General features: G+C 65.4%; 18 protein-coding genes and 1 tRNA gene. All 19 read left to right on the top strand.

The features are described from left to right. The first annotated feature begins 81 nt into the window (after positions 1 to 81). The 19 genes from ACIPRI_RS00850 (at position 82) to nuoK (ending at position 17,510) form a co-directional block, all read left to right on the top strand. Entirely contained in the window at positions 82 to 1,374 is a 1,293-nt protein-coding gene (locus tag ACIPRI_RS00850) for a branched-chain amino acid ABC transporter substrate-binding protein (RefSeq protein ID WP_446587522.1), read from the top strand. Positions 1,375 to 1,377: 3 nt separating this feature from the next. Then, on the top strand, positions 1,378 to 2,535 hold the full coding sequence (locus ACIPRI_RS00845; RefSeq protein WP_446587520.1) for a pyridoxal phosphate-dependent aminotransferase: 1,158 nt from the start codon (positions 1,378 to 1,380) through the stop codon (positions 2,533 to 2,535). Between the two features lie 137 nt (positions 2,536 to 2,672). After that, positions 2,673 to 2,939, top strand: coding sequence for a 30S ribosomal protein S15 (rpsO, locus tag ACIPRI_RS00840; protein WP_056579564.1), 267 nt, complete (start codon positions 2,673 to 2,675; stop codon positions 2,937 to 2,939). A 196-nt stretch (positions 2,940 to 3,135) separates the two neighbouring features. Further along, positions 3,136 to 5,466, top strand: a complete 2,331-nt coding sequence (gene pnp / locus ACIPRI_RS00835; protein WP_446587517.1) for a polyribonucleotide nucleotidyltransferase — start codon at positions 3,136 to 3,138, stop codon at positions 5,464 to 5,466. A gap of 99 nt (positions 5,467 to 5,565) precedes the next feature. After that, entirely contained in the window at positions 5,566 to 6,564 is a 999-nt protein-coding gene (locus ACIPRI_RS00830) for an NAD(P)H-quinone oxidoreductase (RefSeq protein WP_446587515.1), read from the top strand. Between the two features lie 22 nt (positions 6,565 to 6,586). Continuing rightward, positions 6,587 to 7,339, top strand: coding sequence for a triose-phosphate isomerase (gene tpiA, locus ACIPRI_RS00825; RefSeq protein WP_446587513.1), 753 nt, complete (start codon positions 6,587 to 6,589; stop codon positions 7,337 to 7,339). 37 nt (positions 7,340 to 7,376) lie between these two features. Then, positions 7,377 to 7,829 carry a preprotein translocase subunit SecG gene (gene secG / locus ACIPRI_RS00820; protein WP_446587511.1) on the top strand — a complete coding sequence of 151 codons (453 nt, stop codon included), beginning with the start codon at positions 7,377 to 7,379 and terminating at the stop codon, positions 7,827 to 7,829. Between the two features lie 120 nt (positions 7,830 to 7,949). After that, positions 7,950 to 8,034: transfer RNA gene (locus ACIPRI_RS00815), tRNA-Leu, on the top strand. A 56-nt stretch (positions 8,035 to 8,090) separates the two neighbouring features. Next, positions 8,091 to 8,450 (top strand): NADH-quinone oxidoreductase subunit A, encoded by a 360-nt coding sequence (locus tag ACIPRI_RS00810; protein ID WP_446587509.1) that lies wholly within the window; start codon positions 8,091 to 8,093, stop codon positions 8,448 to 8,450. Positions 8,451 to 8,465: 15 nt separating this feature from the next. After that, positions 8,466 to 8,945 carry a NuoB/complex I 20 kDa subunit family protein gene (locus tag ACIPRI_RS00805; protein ID WP_068644562.1) on the top strand — a complete coding sequence of 160 codons (480 nt, stop codon included), beginning with the start codon at positions 8,466 to 8,468 and terminating at the stop codon, positions 8,943 to 8,945. 25 nt (positions 8,946 to 8,970) lie between these two features. Continuing rightward, a complete protein-coding gene (locus tag ACIPRI_RS00800; protein ID WP_446587506.1) occupies positions 8,971 to 9,582 on the top strand; it encodes an NADH-quinone oxidoreductase subunit C in 612 nt (203 codons plus the stop codon). A 14-nt stretch (positions 9,583 to 9,596) separates the two neighbouring features. Next, complete coding sequence (locus tag ACIPRI_RS00795) at positions 9,597 to 10,850, top strand: NADH-quinone oxidoreductase subunit D (RefSeq protein ID WP_446587504.1); 1,254 nt, start codon at positions 9,597 to 9,599, stop codon at positions 10,848 to 10,850. An 8-nt stretch (positions 10,851 to 10,858) separates the two neighbouring features. Next, positions 10,859 to 11,398 (top strand): NADH-quinone oxidoreductase subunit NuoE family protein, encoded by a 540-nt coding sequence (locus ACIPRI_RS00790; protein WP_446587502.1) that lies wholly within the window; start codon positions 10,859 to 10,861, stop codon positions 11,396 to 11,398. Then, complete coding sequence (gene nuoF / locus ACIPRI_RS00785; RefSeq protein WP_446587500.1) at positions 11,395 to 12,738, top strand: NADH-quinone oxidoreductase subunit NuoF; 1,344 nt, start codon at positions 11,395 to 11,397, stop codon at positions 12,736 to 12,738. The genes ACIPRI_RS00790 and nuoF overlap by 4 nt, the downstream gene beginning before the upstream one ends. A gap of 13 nt (positions 12,739 to 12,751) precedes the next feature. Then, positions 12,752 to 14,902 carry an NADH-quinone oxidoreductase subunit NuoG gene (nuoG, locus tag ACIPRI_RS00780; RefSeq protein WP_446587498.1) on the top strand — a complete coding sequence of 717 codons (2,151 nt, stop codon included), beginning with the start codon at positions 12,752 to 12,754 and terminating at the stop codon, positions 14,900 to 14,902. After that, positions 14,899 to 15,975: an NADH-quinone oxidoreductase subunit NuoH gene (nuoH, locus tag ACIPRI_RS00775; protein ID WP_446587496.1), complete on the top strand. Its 1,077-nt coding sequence runs from the start codon at positions 14,899 to 14,901 to the stop codon at positions 15,973 to 15,975. Before nuoG ends, nuoH begins: the two co-directional genes overlap by 4 nt. A gap of 11 nt (positions 15,976 to 15,986) precedes the next feature. Then, positions 15,987 to 16,505 carry an NADH-quinone oxidoreductase subunit NuoI gene (gene nuoI / locus ACIPRI_RS00770; RefSeq protein ID WP_446587494.1) on the top strand — a complete coding sequence of 173 codons (519 nt, stop codon included), beginning with the start codon at positions 15,987 to 15,989 and terminating at the stop codon, positions 16,503 to 16,505. Between the two features lie 37 nt (positions 16,506 to 16,542). Continuing rightward, positions 16,543 to 17,205 carry an NADH-quinone oxidoreductase subunit J gene (locus tag ACIPRI_RS00765; RefSeq protein WP_446587492.1) on the top strand — a complete coding sequence of 221 codons (663 nt, stop codon included), beginning with the start codon at positions 16,543 to 16,545 and terminating at the stop codon, positions 17,203 to 17,205. Beyond that, positions 17,202 to 17,510: an NADH-quinone oxidoreductase subunit NuoK gene (nuoK, locus tag ACIPRI_RS00760; RefSeq protein ID WP_130372883.1), complete on the top strand. Its 309-nt coding sequence runs from the start codon at positions 17,202 to 17,204 to the stop codon at positions 17,508 to 17,510. Before ACIPRI_RS00765 ends, nuoK begins: the two co-directional genes overlap by 4 nt.

Genomic DNA, 17,510 nt, shown 5'->3' with positions numbered 1-17,510 from the left:
GTGTCCCTTACACTGCGCGGCCTTCCAACCATGAGTGCCGCCTGCAACCAAACTGGTAGCGGTGGCAGGCGTTTCAAGTCGATGAATCCAAGACTTTTTGTTCGCCGCAAGGCCTTGAAATTGGGCCTGGCGACGCTATGTGCCGCCGCCCTCGCGGCGCCGCTGCACGCCCAGACGCAGCCCGCCGGCAGCCCTATACGCCTGGCATTGATCGAGAGCATGAGCGGCCCCTTCGCCAACACCGGCGAGGCCGTGTATCGCAACCTGCTGTGGGCGGTGGAGCGGGTCAACCAGCGCGGCGGCGTGAAGCTGCCTGGCGGCGCGCGCCAGCTGCAACTGGATCGCTACGACAGCAAGGGGCAAAACGAAGAGGCGCTGTCGGCGCTGCGTTCGGCCATCGACGACGGTGCACGCATCGTGCTGCAGGGCAACTCTTCGGCCACGGCGGCGGCATTGATCGACGCCATCGAGAAGAACAACGAGCGCGATCCCTCGCGCCGCACCCTGTTCCTGAACTACTCGGCGGTGGATCCGGTGCTCACCAACGAGCGCTGCAGCTTCTGGCATTTCCGTTTCGACGCCCACGCGGACATGCGGGTGACGGCGCTGATGGAAGTGATCAAGGACGACAAGTCGGTGCAGCGCGCCTACCTGATCGGGCAGGACTACAGCTTCGGCCAGGCAGTGCTGCGCGAGTCGCGCAAGCAGCTGGGGCAGCTTCGCCCCGACGTGCAGATCGTCGGCGACGAACTGCATCCCATGGGCCGGGTGAAGGACTTCTCGCCCTACGCCAGCAAGATCATGGCGAGCGGTGCGCAGGCAGTGATCACCGGCAACTGGGGCAATGACCTCACGCTGCTGGTGAAGGCGGCGCGCGAGGCCGGCTACCAGGGCAAGTTCTACACCTTCTATGGCAATGCGCTGGGTGCGCCCGCGGCCATCGGCGATGCCGGCATCGGCCGCGTGGTCGCGGTGGCCGATTGGCTGCCCAATGTGCAGACGCCCGAGTCGGAGGCCTTCTACAAGGCCTTCCGCACCCGCTTTCCGAAGGCCTCGGACGACTACGTCCACATGCGCATGCAACTGCTGGTCGAAGCGCTGGCGCAGTCGCTGGAGCGCGCCGGCAGCACCGACACGGTGGCGGTGGCGCGCGCCATGGAAACTGCCGACGTGCAACTCGCCGGCCAGCGTGGCCGCATGCGCGCGGCGGATCACCAGTTCCAGCAGCCGCTGGTGGTGGGGCTGATGGACAAGCAGGGCACGCCGGGCGTCAAGTTCGACGTGGAAGGCTCCGGTTACGGCTTTCGCGTGATCAAGACCATCGCGCCGCAGCAAGCCGAGATGCCCACCACCTGCCGCATGCAAAGGCCCTGAGCGATGCGACAAGCCATTCAAGACCTCGAAGCCTCGCGCATCCGCGAGGTGGCCAACGCCGGCCTCGGCCGCGACGACGTGCTGCCCTTCTGGTTCGGCGAAAGCGACGAGGTCACGCCCGACTTCATCCGCCAGGCCGCCATCGATTCGCTGCAAAAGGGCGAGACCTTCTATGCGCACAACCTCGGCCTGCCCGAGTTGCGCGAGGCGGTCGGCAGTTACATGAGCCGGCTGCATCCACGCATCGACGCCGGCCGCATTGCCATCACCTCGGGCGGCGTGAACGCGCTGATGCTAGCGGTGCAGGCGCTGGTCGACGCCGGCGACGAGGTGGTGGCCATCACCCCGGTCTGGCCCAACCTGACGGCGCAGCCGGCCATCATGGGGGCCACGGTGCGCTGCGTGCCGCTGGTGGCCAAGGACGGCGAATGGACGCTGGACCTGCAGGCGGTGCGCGCCGCCGTCACGGGCAAGACTCGGCTCCTGATCGTCAACGCCCCCAACAACCCCACCGGCTGGACCCTGACGCGCGAGGAGCAGCAGGCGCTGCTGGATCATTGCCGCGCCTCCGGCACCTGGATCCTGGCCGACGAGGTCTACGAGCGGCTCTACTACGAGCCCACGCCCAACGGCTGCGCGCCCAGCTTCCTCGACATCTCGGTGTCGGAGGACCGGCTGGTGGTGGTGCACAGTTTCAGCAAGAGCTTCCTGATGACCGGCTGGCGCCTGGGATGGCTGGTGCTGCCGCCTTCATTGGTCGACGGGATGGGCAAGATCATCGAGTTCAACACCTCCTGCGCCAGCGTGTTCACGCAGCGCGCGGGCGTCGTGGCGCTGCAGCGCACCGACGAGGTGACGCCGCGAGTGGTCGCTCACCTCAAGCAATGCCGGGACACCCTGGTGCCGCTGCTGGCGGCCGTGCCCGGCGTCAAGGTGGCAGCCGCCAAGGGTGGCATGTACGCCTTCTTCCGGCTGGAAGGTTTCGGCGACTCCCTGGCGCTGGCCAAGCGGCTGGTGCTGGAGGCCGGGCTGGGTCTGGCGCCTGGCGCCGCCTTTGGCCCGGAAGGTGAGGGCTGGCTTCGCTGGTGCTTCGCCTCCAGGGACCTGGGCCGGCTGGAAGAGGGCGTCCGCCGGCTGCGGGCCTGGCTGACCGCACAATAGCCTGACAGGGGCGCTGGAGGTCGCCTGGCCCGGGCGCGTTATAATTCCTGGGTTTTGCAGTTCGCAAAGCGCACGGTGGGTTCAGTTCCAGCGCCCAACCGCAAGTCAAACATCGTCGGAACAAGAAGGAAATTGAAATGATCGCAGCCTCCATCAAGGCCGAAGTCGTCAAAGACAACGCCCGCGCCGCCAACGACACCGGCAGCCCCGAAGTGCAAGTTGCACTGCTGACCGCCCGCATCAACGAGCTCACCCCTCACTTCAAGACGCACGCCAAGGACCACCACGGCCGTCGCGGTCTGCTGCGCATGGTGAGCCGCCGCCGCAAGCTCCTGGACTACCTCAAGTCCAAGGATGCCGAACGCTACACCGCGCTGATCGCCAAGCTGGGTCTGCGCAAGTAAGCATCGACTGCATGCGTAAAACGCCTGAGTTAGCCCGCTAGCTCAGGCGTTTTTCACTTCGGAGCCGCCAAACAGAGCGAAGCTGTGTCATTCCAATGAGGTCCCAAGGTGGGTTTCACTGGAATGGCATCGTGTTCTGCGAAGCGCTCCGAGCCCCGCAGGCCATTCGTGGTCTGCTATCAAAACAGGAGCAAACATGAGCCTCTTCAACAAAGTCACCAAGTCCTTCCAATGGGGCGACAAGACCGTCGTCATGGAAACGGGCGAAATCGCGCGCCAGGCCTCTGGCGCTGTCGTGGTCGACATCGACGGCACCGTGGTGCTGGCCACCGTGGTGGCATCCAAGTCTGCCAAGGCGGGCCAGGACTTCTTCCCGCTGACCGTCGACTACATCGAGAAGACCTACGCCGCCGGCAAGATTCCCGGCAGCTTCTTCAAGCGTGAAGCCAAGCCGAGCGAGCTGGAAACGCTCACCTCGCGCCTGATCGACCGCCCGATCCGCCCGCTGTTCCCCGAAGGCTTCCTGAACGAAGTGCACGTGGTCATCCACACGCTGTCGCTCAACCCCGAAGTCGATGCCGACATCGCCGCCATGATCGGCGTGAGCGCGGCCCTGTCGATCTCCGGCGTGCCCTTCAGCGGCCCGATCGGCGCCGCCCGCGTGGGCTACATCAACGGCCAGTACGTGCTCAACCCCGGTCAGACTGCCCGCAAGGATTCGCAGATGGACCTGGTGGTCGCCGGTACCGAAGCTGCCGTGCTGATGGTCGAGTCCGAAGCGCAGCAGCTGTCGGAAGAAATCATGCTGGGTGGCGTGGTGTTTGGCCACGAGCAAGCCCGCGTGGCGATCAACGCCATCCATGAACTGGTGCGCGAAGCCGGCAAGTCGGTGTGGGACTGGCAGGCCCCGGCCGAAGACGAGGCCTTCGTCGCCAAGGTCAACGGCCTGGCCGAAGAGAAGCTGCGCGCGGTCTACCAGATCCGCAGCAAGCAAGCCCGTACACAAGCCCTGAAGGAAGCCAACGCCGGCGTGCTGGCGGCGCTGAAGGAAAGCGGCGAGCCCTTCGACGCCGGCAAGGTCAGCGACCTGCTGTTTGCCATCGAGTCGAAGATCGTGCGCAGCCAGATCCTCGAAGGCGAGCCGCGCATCGACGGCCGCGACACGCGCACCGTGCGCCCCATCGAGATCCGCAACAGCGTGCTGCCCCGCACCCACGGTTCGGCCCTGTTCACCCGCGGTGAAACCCAGGCGCTGGTCGTGACCACGCTGGGCACCGAGCGCGATGCGCAGCGCATCGACGCGCTGGCCGGCGAGTTCGAAGACCGCTTCCTGTTCCACTACAACATGCCTCCCTTTGCCACCGGCGAAGTGGGCCGCATGGGCTCCACCAAGCGCCGCGAAGTGGGCCACGGCCGCCTGGCCAAGCGCGCGCTGGTCGCCTGCCTGCCGAGCAAGGAAGAGTTCCCCTACACCGTTCGCGTGGTGTCGGAAATCACCGAATCCAACGGCTCCTCGTCGATGGCCTCGGTCTGCGGCGGCTGCCTGTCGATGATGGACGCCGGCGTGCCGATGAAGGCCCACGTGGCCGGCATCGCCATGGGCCTGATCAAGGAGGGCAACCGCTTCGCGGTGCTGACCGACATCCTGGGCGATGAAGATCATCTGGGCGACATGGACTTCAAGGTGGCCGGTACCACCAACGGCATCACCGCCCTGCAGATGGACATCAAGATCCAGGGCATCACCAAGGAAATCATGCAGGTCGCCCTGGCCCAGGCCAAGGAAGCGCGCATGCACATCCTGGGCAAGATGCAAGAGGCGATGGGCGAGGCCAAGACGGAGGTGTCGAGCTTCGCGCCCAAGCTCTACACGATGAAGATCAACCCCGAGAAGATCCGGGACGTGATCGGCAAGGGCGGCGCCGTGATCCGCGCGCTGACCGAAGAGACCGGCTGCCAGATCAACATCGAGGAAGACGGCACCATCACCATCGCCGCGACCGATGCCGCCAAGGCCGACGTCGCCAAGCAGCGCATCGAGCAGATCACCGCCGAAGTCGAAATCGGCAAGGTCTACGAAGGCCCGGTCACCAAGATCCTGGACTTCGGCGCCCTGATCAACCTGCTGCCCGGCAAGGACGGCCTGCTGCACATCAGCCAGATCGCGCACGAGCGCGTCGAGAAGGTCACCGACTACCTGAGCGAAGGCCAGATCGTGAAGGTCAAGGTCCTCGAGACCGACGACAAGGGCCGCGTCAAGCTGTCGATGAAGGCACTGGCCGAGCGTCCGGCTGGCATGCCCGAAGAGCGCGAATTCCGCGGCGAGCGTGGTGATCGTGGTGATCGTGGCGACCGCCGCGAGCGCGCTCCGCGCGAAGACCGTGCGCCCCGCGAAGATCGCCAGCCGCGCGAGGACCGCCAACCGCGCGGCAACAACGGCGAAACCGCCGATGTCGCACCGGCCACGCCCCAGCAGCAAGAGCAGCAGCCGCTGCCGGGCACCGAGTCCAATAGCCAGCAAGGCTGATCCGCCGAAGGGCCCGCCGCAGCGCGGGCCCTGACGCCTTGGCCATCCATCTGAACATTCCCGCCGCCCGGTTCCGGGTGGCTCGACGACCAGAGAACCATGAAAGCCATCGAGATTGCGTCCTATGGTGCGCCCGAGATGCTGCGCGAGGCCGAGCGCTCCGCGCCGGTTGCGGGTGCGGGTGAGCTGCTGATTCGCGTTGCGGCAAGCGGCGTCAACCGGCCGGATGTTCTGCAGCGAATGGGTCACTACCCGGTGCCGCCGGGCGCGTCCGACCTGCCGGGCCTGGAAGTGGCTGGCGAGATCGTGGCGGGCGACGAGGCCGCGCTGCGCGAAGCCGGCTTGCGTGTTGGCGACCGCGTCTGCGCCCTGGTGGCCGGTGGCGGTTACGCAGAACTCTGCGTGGCGCCGGTCGCGCAGTGCCTGCCGGTGCCCAAGGGCTGGAGCGACATCGAGGCGGCGTCGCTGCCCGAGACCTTCTTCACCGTATGGAGCAATGTGTTCGATCGCGGCCGCCTGCAACAGGGCGAGACGCTGTTGATCCAGGGCGGCACCAGCGGCATCGGCGTGACGGCGATCCAGCTCGGCAAGGCGCTGGGCGCCACCGTGATCGCCACCGCCGGCAGCGACGAGAAGTGCGAAGCGTGCAAGCGCCTCGGTGCAGACCATGCAATCAATTACAGAAGCTCCGATTTCGTGGAAGAGGTCAAGCGCCTCACCGCGGGCAAGGGCGTGGACGTGATCCTCGACATGGTGGCCGGCGACTACGTGGCGCGCGAGATCGACTGCCTGGCCGACGACGGCCGGCTGGTCATCATCGCGGTGCAGGGCGGCGTCAAGAGCGGCTTCAATGCGGGGCAGGTGCTGCGCCGGCGCCTGACCATCACCGGCTCGACCTTGCGGCCGCGGCCGGTGGCGTTCAAGGGCGCCATTGCCAAGGCACTGCGCGAGAAGGTCTGGCCGCTGCTGGAAAGCGGCGCCGTGCGTCCGGTGATCCACAGCACCTTTGCGGCCGGCGGCGAGCCCACCGGCGCGAGCCGGGCGCATGCCTTGATGGAATCGAACCAGCACATCGGCAAGATCGTGCTGACCTGGTAGGACCCAAGCAACAACTAGCGACATGAACAAGAAGAAGCTGATCGCCGGCAACTGGAAGATGAACGGCAGCCTGGCGGCCAACGAGAGCCTGCTGAAGGCGCTGGCGCAGGGCCTGGGCGCGCCGCCGGCCTGCGACGTGGCGGTGTGCGTGCCTGCGCCCTATTTGGCGCAGGTGCAATCGCTGGTGGCGGGCACGTCCATCGCGCTCGGCGCGCAGGACGTGTCGCAGCACGAGCAGGGCGCCTACACCGGCGAGCAGTCGGCGGCCATGCTGCGCGAGTTCGGCGTGCGCTATTGCCTAGTCGGCCACTCGGAGCGGCGCCAGCACCACGGCGAGAGCGACGATCTGGTGGCAGCCAAGACCGCGGCTGCGCTCAAGCATGGCGTGACGCCCATCGTCTGCGTCGGCGAGACCCTGGCCGAGCGCGAAGGCGGCCACACCGAAGAGGTGGTCAAGCGCCAGCTGGCGGCGGTGATCCATGTCAATGGGCACTGCATCAGCGAGATCGTGGTGGCCTACGAGCCCGTGTGGGCCATCGGCACCGGCAAGACGGCCACGCCGGAACAGGCCCAGGCCGTGCACGCGCTGCTGCGCGCGCAATTGCACCACGCGGCCAGCGACCATGCCGCCGGCATCCGCATTCTTTATGGCGGCAGCATGAATGCCGCCAATGCGGCACAACTGCTGGCACAGCCCGACATCGACGGCGGATTGATCGGCGGCGCCTCGCTGAAGGCGCCCGACTTTCTGCAGATCATTGCGGCAGCGCACTGAATCGCTGCCCATTTTTCGAATTTAGGAGTTAGAGCGAATGAACGTGTTTATGAACCTGCTGGTCGGCATCCAGATGCTGTCCGCCCTGGCCATGATCGGCCTCATCCTGATCCAGCACGGCAAGGGCGCCGACATGGGCGCAGCCTTCGGCAGCGGCAGCGCCGGCAGCCTGTTCGGTGCCAGCGGCAGTGCCAATTTCCTGTCGCGCACCACGGCTGTGCTGGCGGCGGTGTTTTTCATCTGCACGCTGGGCCTGGCCTACCTGAGCCACTCGCGCCCGACCACGGGCGGCGCCAGCTTGCTCGAGCGCGCTGCCACGCAGGCGCCGGCCCCCGCGGCGCCGGCCACGCCCGCAGGTTCCGCTTCCGAGATTCCGGCAGGCGCCGCGCCGGCACCGGCCGCCGGTGCGCCGGCAGCGCCCGCACCTGCGGCGCCTGCAGCCCCTGCAGCCCCTGCGACGGGTGGCGCGGGTCAGATCCCGAACAAATAAGCCGATGAACTTGTGTGCAGTCGTGAGCGGAAACGGCTGCATTTCAGGGTAAACTCTAAAGCTGTCCGGAAAGCCAAAACCCAGCAAACGGGTCCTCATGCCATCCGGGCACACAAAACCGCCGTCGTGGTGAAATTGGTAGACACGCTATCTTGAGGGGGTAGTGGCGAAAGCTGTGCGAGTTCGAGTCTCGCCGACGGCACCAAATCTCACCGGCAGGGAGCCATTTCCTGCCGGTGGCAAGCGGTAAAGAAACCCCCGATGAGCCTCGATTCCTATCTCCCCGTCCTCTTGTTCATCCTGGTCGGTGTCGGTGTAGGTGTCGCACCGCAGGCCCTCGGCTATCTCCTGGGTCCCAATCGCCCGGACGAGAAGAAGAACTCCCCCTACGAGTGCGGCTTCGAAGCCTTCGAAGACGCGCGCATGAAGTTTGATGTTCGCTACTACCTGGTAGCCATCCTCTTCATCCTCTTCGACCTTGAAATCGCTTTTCTCTTTCCTTGGGCAATTGCGCTCAAGCAGATCGGTGCCGCCGGCTTCTGGGCCATGATGATTTTCCTGGCCATCCTCGTCGTAGGTTTCATCTACGAGTGGAAAAAAGGCGCGCTCGATTGGGAATGACGAGGAACACGCAAAATGGCCATTGAAGGCGTCCTGAAAGAAGGCTTTGTCACCACCACCTACGACACGGTGGTGAACTGGGCCAAGACCGGCTCCCTGTGGCCGATGACATTCGGCCTCGCGTGCTGCGCGGTGGAGATGATGCATGCGGGCGCAGCCCGCTACGACATCGACCGCTTCGGCATGCTGTTTCGCCCGAGCCCGCGCCAGTCCGATCTGATGATCGTGGCCGGCACCCTGTGCAACAAGATGGCGCCGGCGCTGCGCAAGGTCTACGACCAGATGCCCGAGCCGCGCTGGGTGCTGTCGATGGGCTCGTGCGCCAACGGCGGCGGCTACTACCACTACAGCTACTCGGTGGTGCGCGGCTGCGATCGCATCGTGCCCGTCGATGTCTATGTTCCCGGCTGCCCGCCCACCGCGGAAGCGCTGCTGTACGGAATCATCCAGCTGCAGCAGAAGATCCGCCGTACCAACACCATTGCGCGGGCCTGAGGGCGCAACGACGATGACTGCGACGATGACCGATATCGCCATCTCTCCCGAAGCCCTGCAAGCCAACATCACCGAGGCGCTCGGCGCCAAGGCCAAGCGCGTGACGCTCGCCCTGGGCGAAGTCACCGTGGTGGTGGGCGCTGACGACTACCTGGAAGCCGCGCAGATCCTGCGCGACGCGCCGGGCTGCCGCTTCGAGCAACTGATCGACCTGGCTGGCCTGGACTATGCCGACTACCGCGACGGCGAGTGGCAGGGCGAGCGCTTCTGCGTCGCCACCCACCTCCTGTCGGTGAGTCTCAACCAGCGCGTGCGCCTGAAGGTGTTTGCGCCCAATGAAGACCTGCCGGTGGTGGATTCGCTCACGCCGCTGTGGAATGCCGCCGAATGGTTCGAGCGTGAAGCCTTCGACCTGTACGGCATCGTCTTCGAAGGCCATCGCGACCTGCGCCGCATCCTGACCGACTACGGCTTCATCGGCCATCCCTTCCGCAAGGATTTCCCGGTCTCCGGCCACGTGGAAATGCGCTACGACCCCGAGCAGAAGCGCGTCATCTACCAGCCGGTGACGATCGAGCCGCGCGAGATCACGCCGCGTGTGATCCGCGAAGACAACTACGGCGGCGGCCTTCACTGATTTGCTGCGCTCACATGGCTGAAATCAAGAACTACACCCTCAACTTCGGACCTCAGCACCCTGCGGCGCACGGCGTGCTGCGTCTGGTGCTGGAGCTCGACGGCGAAGTCATCCAGCGCGCCGACCCGCACATCGGCCTCTTGCATCGCGCCACCGAAAAGCTGGCCGAGTCGCGCACCTTCATCCAGTCGCTGCCCTACATGGACCGTCTCGACTACGTGTCGATGATGAGCAACGAGCATGCGTACTGCCTGGCCATCGAGAAGATGCTGGACCTGGACGTGCCCGAGCGCGCCCAGTACATCCGCGTCATGTTCGCGGAAATCACGCGCCTGTTGAACCACCTGCTGTGGCTCGGCGCGCACGGGCTGGACTGCGGTGCGATGAACATGCTCATCTACTGCTTCCGGGAGCGTGAAGACCTGTTCGACTTGTACGAGGCCGTCTCCGGCGCGCGCATGCACGCGGCCTACTTCCGTCCGGGCGGCGTGTACCGCGACCTGCCGGATTCGATGCCGCAGTACAAGGCCAGCAAGATCAAGAACGCCAAGGCGATCGAGCGGCTCAACGAGAACCGCCAGGGTTCGATGCTCGACTTCGTCGACGACTTCTGCAAGCGCTTCCCGAAGATGGTCGACGAGTACGAGACGCTGCTCACCGACAACCGCATCTGGAAGCAGCGCACCGTGGGCATCGGCGTCGTCACGCCCGAGCGCGCGCTCAACCTGGGCTTCACCGGCCCGATGCTGCGTGGTTCGGGCGTCGAGTGGGACCTGCGCAAGAAGCAGCCCTACGACGTGTACGACCGCATGGATTTCGACATCCCGATCGGCAAGACCGGCGACTGCTACGACCGCTACCTGGTGCGCGTGGAAGAAATGCGCCAGGCCAACCGCATCATCCAGCAGTGCTCGGCCTGGCTGCGCGCCAACCCCGGCCCGGTGATCACCTCCAACCACAAGGTGGCCGCGCCTTCGCGCGAATCGATGAAGAGCAACATGGAGGAGCTGATCCACCATTTCAAGCTCTTCACCGAAGGCTTCCACGTACCCGAGGGCGAGGCTTATGCGGCGGTAGAGCATCCCAAGGGAGAGTTCGGCATCTACCTGGTGAGCGATGGTGCCAACAAGCCCTACCGCCTGAAGATCCGCGCCCCCGGCTTCCCGCACCTGGCGGCGCTGGACGAAATGGCCAGGGGCCACATGATCGCCGACGCCGTGGCCGTGATCGGCACGATGGACATCGTGTTCGGCGAGATCGATCGATGAGTGAGCACATGACTACCGACACCCACCAGGGCGCCGCTGCGGCGCCCCTGTCCGCGGCAACGCTGGAGCGTTTCGCGCGCGAAGTGGCCAAGTACCCGTCGACGCCCACCGGCAGGCAGTCGGCGGTGATGGCCTGCCTGACGATCGTCCAGCAGGACGAGGGCTCCGTGAGCCTGCAGCGCGAGCGCGACGTTGCCGCCTACCTGGGCATGGCGCCGATCGCGGTGCACGAGGTCACGACCTTCTACAACATGTACAACCAGCGACCGGTTGGCAAGTTCAAGCTCAACGTCTGCACCAACTTGCCGTGCCAGTTGCGCGACGGCCAGCACGCGCTGGCCCACCTCGAGAAGAAGCTGGGCATCCACATGGGCGAGACCACGCCGGACGGCCTGTTCACCCTGCAGCAGAGCGAATGCCTGGGCGCGTGTGCCGATTCGCCGGTGATGCTGGTCAATGACCGCACGATGTGCAGCTTCATGAGCGACGACAAGCTCGACCAGCTGGTCGATGGCTTGCGCGCCAGCGCCGAAGGGAAAGCGCCATGATGACCGCCGAACAAGTCCTCGCCCAGTTCCAGGCGACGGGCGTCCAGACCTGCTTTCACGACCGCCACATCGAGCCGCAGATCTATGCGGGCCTCGACGGCACCAACTGGCGCCTGGCCGACTACGAAGCACGCGGTGGCTACAAGGCCCTGCGCAAGATCCTCGCCGAGGGCCTCACGCCCGACCAGGTGATTGCCGAAGTCAAGACCTCCGGCCTGCGCGGCCGTGGCGGCGCAGGCTTTCCGACGGGCCTGAAGTGGAGCTTCATGCCGCGCCAGTTCCCGGGCCAGAAGTACCTGGTGTGCAACTCGGACGAAGGCGAGCCGGGCACCTGCAAGGATCGCGACATCCTGCAGTTCAACCCGCACATCGTGATCGAGGGCATGGCCATCGCTGCCTACGCGATGGGCATCAGCGTGGGCTACAACTACATCCACGGCGAGATCTTCCAGACCTACGACCGTTTTGAAGAAGCACTGGAAGAAGCGCGCGCCGCCGGCTTGCTCGGCGACAGGATTCTGGGCAGCGCCTTCAACTTCCAGCTGCATGCGGCGCACGGCTTCGGCGCCTACATCTGCGGCGAAGAAACCGCGCTGCTCGAATCGCTGGAAGGCAAGAAGGGCCAGCCGCGCTTCAAGCCGCCGTTCCCGGCCAGCTTCGGCCTGTACGGCAAGCCCACCACGATCAACAACACCGAGACCTTTGCCGCGGTGCCGTGGATCATCAACAACGGCGGCCAGGCTTACCTGGAATGCGGCAAGCCGAACAACGGCGGCACCAAGATCTATTCGGTCAGCGGCGACGTCGAGCTGCCGGGCAACTACGAAGTGCCGATGGGCACGCCCTTCTCCAAACTGCTCGAACTGGCCGGCGGCGTGCGCAAGGGCCGCCAGCTCAAGGCCGTGATCCCGGGCGGATCGTCGGCGCCGGTGCTGCCCGCTTCCACCATGATGGAGTGCACCATGGACTACGACTCGATCGCCAAGGCCGGGTCGATGCTGGGTTCGGGCGCCGTCATCGTGATGGACGACAGCCGCTCCATGGTCGAGTCGCTCAAGCGTCTCTCGTACTTCTACATGCACGAGTCCTGCGGCCAGTGCACGCCCTGCCGCGAAGGCACGGGCTGGCTGTGGCGCCTGGTGGACCGCATCCACCGCGGCGAAGGCAAGGCCACCGACATGGACCTGCTCAACTCGGTGGCTGACAACATCCAGGGCCGCACCATCTGCGCGCTGGGCGACGCCGCCGCAATGCCGGTGCGCGCCATGATCAAACACTTCCGGCACGAGTTCGAGGCGCTGATCCCGGGCTACGTTCCCAAGGCGCCCGCGAAGGTCTGAGACCGAAAAACATATGGTTGAAATCGAACTCGACGGCAAGAAGGTTGAAATCGCCGAAGGCAGCATGGTCATGCATGCGGCCGACAAGGCGGGCACCTACATTCCGCATTTCTGCTATCACAAGAAACTGAGCATCGCGGCCAACTGCCGCATGTGCCTGGTCGACATCGAAAAGGCGCCCAAGCCCATGCCGGCCTGCGCCACCCCGGTGACGCAGGGCATGATCGTGCGCACCAAGAGCGACAAGGCGATCAAGGCGCAGCAATCGGTGATGGAGTTTCTGCTCATCAATCACCCGCTGGATTGCCCCATCTGCGACCAGGGTGGCGAATGCCAGCTGCAGGACCTGGCCGTGGGCTACGGCGGCTCCAGTTCGCGCTACGACGAAGAAAAGCGCGTGGTGTTCCACAAGGACGTCGGCCCGCTCATCAGCATGGAAGAGATGAGCCGCTGCATCCATTGCACGCGCTGCGTGCGCTTCGGCCAGGAAGTGGCCGGGGTGATGGAGCTGGGCATGTCCAATCGCGGCGAGCACGCCGAGATCGAGACCTTCGTCGGCGAGTCGGTCGACTCCGAGCTGTCGGGCAACATGATCGACATCTGCCCGGTCGGCGCGCTCACCAGCAAGCCTTTCCGCTACAGCGCCCGCACCTGGGAGCTGTCGCGCCGCAAGTCGGTCAGCCCGCACGATTCCACCGGTGCCAACCTGATCGTCCAGGTCAAGAGCAACCGCGTGATGCGCGTGGTGCCCTTCGAGAACGAGGACGTCAACGAATGCTGGATCGCCGACCGCGACCGCTTCTCCTATGAAGCGCTGAACGGTCCGGAGCGCCTGACGCAGCCCATGCTCAAGCAGGGCGGCCAATGGCAGCAGGTCGACTGGCAGACGGCGCTCGAGTATGTCGCCAATGGCCTGAAGCAGATCAAGAACGACCACGGTGCCCAGAGCATCGGCACCCTGGCCAGCCCGCACAGCACGCTGGAAGAGCTGTACCTGGCTGCGCAACTCACGCGCGCCCTGGGCAGCGACAACATCGATCACCGGCTGCGCCGCGCGGCCTTCGAGCAAGGAAGCGGCGTGCGCTGGCTCGGTACGTCGATCGCTTCGCTCTCGCAACTGCAGCGCGTGCTGGTCGTGGGCTCCAACCTGCGCAAGGACCATCCGCTGTTTGCCCAGCGCATTCGTCAGTCGGTGCGCAAGGGTGGGGCGCTGAACGTCGTCACCTCGCCGTCGCTGCTGGCCGATGCTGACGCCTGGGCCATCGCGATCGCCAACGCCGCCGTGGCCGAAGCCGGCCAATGGGTGGCGGTGCTGGCCGGCGTGGCCGCGGCCATCGCGCAGGACAAGGGCGTGAGCGCGCCTGTCGCCGGCGTGCAGGCCGACGACTCCGCCAAGGCCATCGCTGCCTCGCTGGCCGGCGGTGAACGCAAGGCCATCCTGCTGGGCAACGCGGCTGCGCACCATGCCCAGGCCGAATCGCTGCTGGCCCTGGCCAACTGGATCGGCGCCCAGACCGGCGCCACGGTCGGCTACCTGACCGAAGCGGCCAACACCGTGGGTGCGCAGTGGGTCGGTGCCCAGCCGCAAAAGGGCGGCTTCCATGCCGGCCAGATGCTGGCTGGCGGTCTGAAGGCGGTGCTGCTGCTCAACAACGAGCCGGTGTTCGACTCTGCCGCTGGCAGCAAGGCCATCGAAGCGCTGAGCCAGGCCGAGATGGTCGTGAGCCTGAGCCCCTTCAAGGCGAATCTCGAATTCGCCGACGTGCTGCTGCCGATCGCGCCCTTTACCGAGACGCCGGGTACCTTCGTCAATGCCGAAGGCCGCGTGCAGAGCTTCCACGCCGTGGTCAAGCCGCAAGGCGAGGCGCGTCCCGCCTGGAAGGTGCTGCGCGTGCTGGCCAACCTGCTGGGCCTGCCGGGCTTTGCCTTCGAGTCGACCGCCGACGTGCTGGCGGCTGCCGGCGTGGCCGGCCAGGTGCCGGCCGAGCGGCTCAGCAACGCGACGACGGCGAGCCCCGTGCTCGCGGCCGACGCGCAAGCCGAGCCGGTGGTAGCCAGCATCTATCAGCTCGATTCCATCGTGCGCCGCGCTCCCTCGCTCCAACTGACCGCCGACGCGCGCCGCGCTTCGGGCGTCGCCAGCCGCGAGGAGGCACTGGCATGATCGATTCGATCTACGGCTTCGGCCTGGGCCTCGGTTCCGCCGGCTGGTGGACGGGCGTCATCTGGCCTGTGATCTGGACCCTGGTGAAGATCATCGTGGTCGTCATCCCGCTGATGCTCGCGGTGGCCTACCTCACCCTGTGGGAGCGCAAGGCCATCGGCTTCACGCAGATTCGCCTGGGCCCCAACCGCATCGGCCCGCTGGGCCTCTTGCAGCCCATCGCCGACGCGCTCAAGCTCCTGACCAAGGAAATCATCCTTCCGACGGTCGCCAACAAGAGCCTGTTCCTGCTGGGACCCATCATGACCATCATGCCGGCCCTGGCCGCATGGGTGGTGATTCCCTTCGGGCCGGACGTGGCGCTGGCCAACATCAATGCCGGCCTTCTGTTTGTGATGGCCATCACCTCGCTGGAGGTCTATGGCGTGATCATCGCCGGCTGGGCCTCGAACTCGAAGTACGCCTTCCTGGGTGCGCTGCGCGCCTCGGCCCAGATGGTGAGCTACGAAATCGCGATGGGCTTCTGCTTCGTCGTGGTGCTGATGGTGTCGGCCAGCCTGAACATGACCGACATCGTCACGAGCCAGGGCAGGGGCCACTTCGCCTCGATGGGCATGGGCTTCCTGTCGTGGAACTGGTTGTCGCTGATGCCGATCTTCTTCGTCTACTTCATCTCGGGCCTGGCCGAGACGAACCGCCACCCCTTCGACGTGGTGGAAGGCGAATCGGAAATCGTCGCGGGCCACATGATCGAGTACTCGGGCATGAGCTTCGCCATGTTCTTCCTGGCCGAGTACGCCAACATGTGGCTGGTCTCGATCCTGTGCGTGATCCTGTTCCTCGGCGGCTGGCTGCCACCTTTCGAGTTCCTGTCCTTCATCCCGGGCTGGATCTGGCTGGGCGCCAAGACCTTCTGCGTGGTCACCATGTTCCTGTGGGTGCGCTCGACCTTCCCGCGCTTCCGCTACGACCAGATCATGCGTCTGGGTTGGAAGATTTTCATTCCGGTCACCCTGGTGTGGCTGGTGGTGGTCGGCGCCTGGATGCAGACCCCCTTCAATATCTGGAAATAACTGGAATCGCCATGTCTGCGAACGCCGTAACAGCCTCGGCTCCGTTCTCGCTGAAGGACTTCTTGTCCAGCTTCATGCTGATCGAGTTGTTCAAGGGCCTTGCCGTCACCGGCAAGTACGCCTTCTCGCGCAAGATCACGGTGCAGTTTCCCGAAGAAAAGACCCCGCTGTCCCCGCGCTTTCGCGGCCTGCACGCGCTGCGCCGCTACGAAAACGGCGAAGAGCGCTGCATTGCCTGCAAGCTGTGCGAGGCGGTGTGCCCGGCGCTGGCCATCACCATCGAATCGGAGGTGCGTGACGACGGCTCGCGTCGCACCACGCGCTACGACATCGACATGACCAAGTGCATCTTCTGCGGCTTCTGCGAAGAAAGCTGCCCGGTCGACTCGATCGTGGAAACCCACATCTTCGAATACCACGGTGAGAAGCGGGGCGACCTGTACTTCACCAAGGACATGCTGCTCGCCGTGGGCGACCGCTACGAAAAAGAAATCGCCGCCAACAAGGCGGCCGACGCCAAGTACCGCTGAAGCGGACTGGGCCCGACCACACAAGCGAACTCGATCCATGGACGTCAAGACCGGTCTGTTCTATCTCTTTGCCGCGGTGCTGCTGTTTGCGGCCTTCCGCGTCATCACCGCGCGAAACCCGGTCTACTCGGCCTTGTACCTGGTGCTCGCCTTCTTCCAGGCATCGGCCATCTGGCTCTTGCTGCGCGCCGAATTCCTGGCCATCACGCTGGTGCTGGTCTACGTGGGTGCGGTGATGGTGCTGTTCCTGTTCGTCGTGATGATGCTGGACATCAACGTCGACAGCCTGCGACAAGGCTTCTGGAAGCACTTCCCGCTGGCGGCAGCCGTCGGTGCGCTGATTGCCCTTGAAATGGCCGCGGTGCTGATGGGGGGCTTCCGCCTCGAAGGTGCGCCGCGCGGCGCCACCATGGGCATGGCGCCGGGCAGCTCCAACACGCTGGAACTGGGCCAGCTGCTCTACACCGAATACCTCTACCCGCTGCAAGTTGCGGCCGTGATCCTGCTGGTGGCGATCATCGCGGCCATCGCGCTCACCTTGCGCAAGCGCAAGGACAGCAAGCACATCGACCCGGCCATCGCCGTGCGCGTGAAGGCGCGCGACCGGGTGCGCATCGTCACGATGCCGGTCACCCGCGCCGCCGAGCCGGCGGCCGCCGCTGAACCACAAGCCGACGCGCAACCGGGAGCCAAGGCATGACCATCTCGCTGGGACACTTTCTCTCGCTGGGCGCCATCCTGTTCGCGCTGTCGGTGATCGGCATCTTCCTGAACCGCAAGAACCTGATCATCTTGCTGATGGCCATCGAGCTGATGCTCCTGGCCGTGAACATGAATTTCGTCGCCTTCTCCTACTACCTGGGCGACATGCACGGACAGATCTTCGTGTTCTTCATCCTGACGGTGGCGGCGGCCGAGTCGGCCATCGGGCTGGCGCTGCTGGTGCTGCTGTTCCGCAACAAGTCGAACATCAACGTCGACGAGCTCAACGCGCTCAAGGGTTGA

This window comes from Variovorax sp. LARHSF232 (assembly GCF_052871435.1).
The sequence above is the reverse complement of the archived record's forward strand: the minus strand, read 5'-3'. Positions and strand labels throughout refer to the sequence as shown.

What these genes read in the sequence shown, in the direction of transcription:
- ACIPRI_RS00805 (WP_068644562.1), top strand. Translation starts at nt 8,466, where the DNA reads ATGGCCATTGAAGGCGTCCTGAAAGAAGGCTTTGTCACCACCACCTAC.
- nuoH (WP_446587496.1), top strand. Translation starts at nt 14,899, where the DNA reads ATGATCGATTCGATCTACGGCTTCGGCCTGGGCCTCGGTTCCGCCGGC.
- tpiA (WP_446587513.1), top strand. Translation starts at nt 6,587, where the DNA reads ATGAACAAGAAGAAGCTGATCGCCGGCAACTGGAAGATGAACGGCAGC.
- nuoG (WP_446587498.1), top strand. Translation starts at nt 12,752, where the DNA reads ATGGTTGAAATCGAACTCGACGGCAAGAAGGTTGAAATCGCCGAAGGC.
- nuoI (WP_446587494.1), top strand. Translation starts at nt 15,987, where the DNA reads ATGTCTGCGAACGCCGTAACAGCCTCGGCTCCGTTCTCGCTGAAGGAC.
- pnp (WP_446587517.1), top strand. Translation starts at nt 3,136, where the DNA reads ATGAGCCTCTTCAACAAAGTCACCAAGTCCTTCCAATGGGGCGACAAG.
- ACIPRI_RS00830 (WP_446587515.1), top strand. Translation starts at nt 5,566, where the DNA reads ATGAAAGCCATCGAGATTGCGTCCTATGGTGCGCCCGAGATGCTGCGC.
- secG (WP_446587511.1), top strand. Translation starts at nt 7,377, where the DNA reads ATGAACGTGTTTATGAACCTGCTGGTCGGCATCCAGATGCTGTCCGCC.
- ACIPRI_RS00765 (WP_446587492.1), top strand. Translation starts at nt 16,543, where the DNA reads ATGGACGTCAAGACCGGTCTGTTCTATCTCTTTGCCGCGGTGCTGCTG.
- nuoK (WP_130372883.1), top strand. Translation starts at nt 17,202, where the DNA reads ATGACCATCTCGCTGGGACACTTTCTCTCGCTGGGCGCCATCCTGTTC.
- ACIPRI_RS00795 (WP_446587504.1), top strand. Translation starts at nt 9,597, where the DNA reads ATGGCTGAAATCAAGAACTACACCCTCAACTTCGGACCTCAGCACCCT.
- ACIPRI_RS00800 (WP_446587506.1), top strand. Translation starts at nt 8,971, where the DNA reads ATGACCGATATCGCCATCTCTCCCGAAGCCCTGCAAGCCAACATCACC.
- ACIPRI_RS00790 (WP_446587502.1), top strand. Translation starts at nt 10,859, where the DNA reads ATGACTACCGACACCCACCAGGGCGCCGCTGCGGCGCCCCTGTCCGCG.
- ACIPRI_RS00850 (WP_446587522.1), top strand. Translation starts at nt 82, where the DNA reads ATGAATCCAAGACTTTTTGTTCGCCGCAAGGCCTTGAAATTGGGCCTG.
- rpsO (WP_056579564.1), top strand. Translation starts at nt 2,673, where the DNA reads ATGATCGCAGCCTCCATCAAGGCCGAAGTCGTCAAAGACAACGCCCGC.
- ACIPRI_RS00810 (WP_446587509.1), top strand. Translation starts at nt 8,091, where the DNA reads ATGAGCCTCGATTCCTATCTCCCCGTCCTCTTGTTCATCCTGGTCGGT.
- ACIPRI_RS00845 (WP_446587520.1), top strand. Translation starts at nt 1,378, where the DNA reads ATGCGACAAGCCATTCAAGACCTCGAAGCCTCGCGCATCCGCGAGGTG.
- nuoF (WP_446587500.1), top strand. Translation starts at nt 11,395, where the DNA reads ATGATGACCGCCGAACAAGTCCTCGCCCAGTTCCAGGCGACGGGCGTC.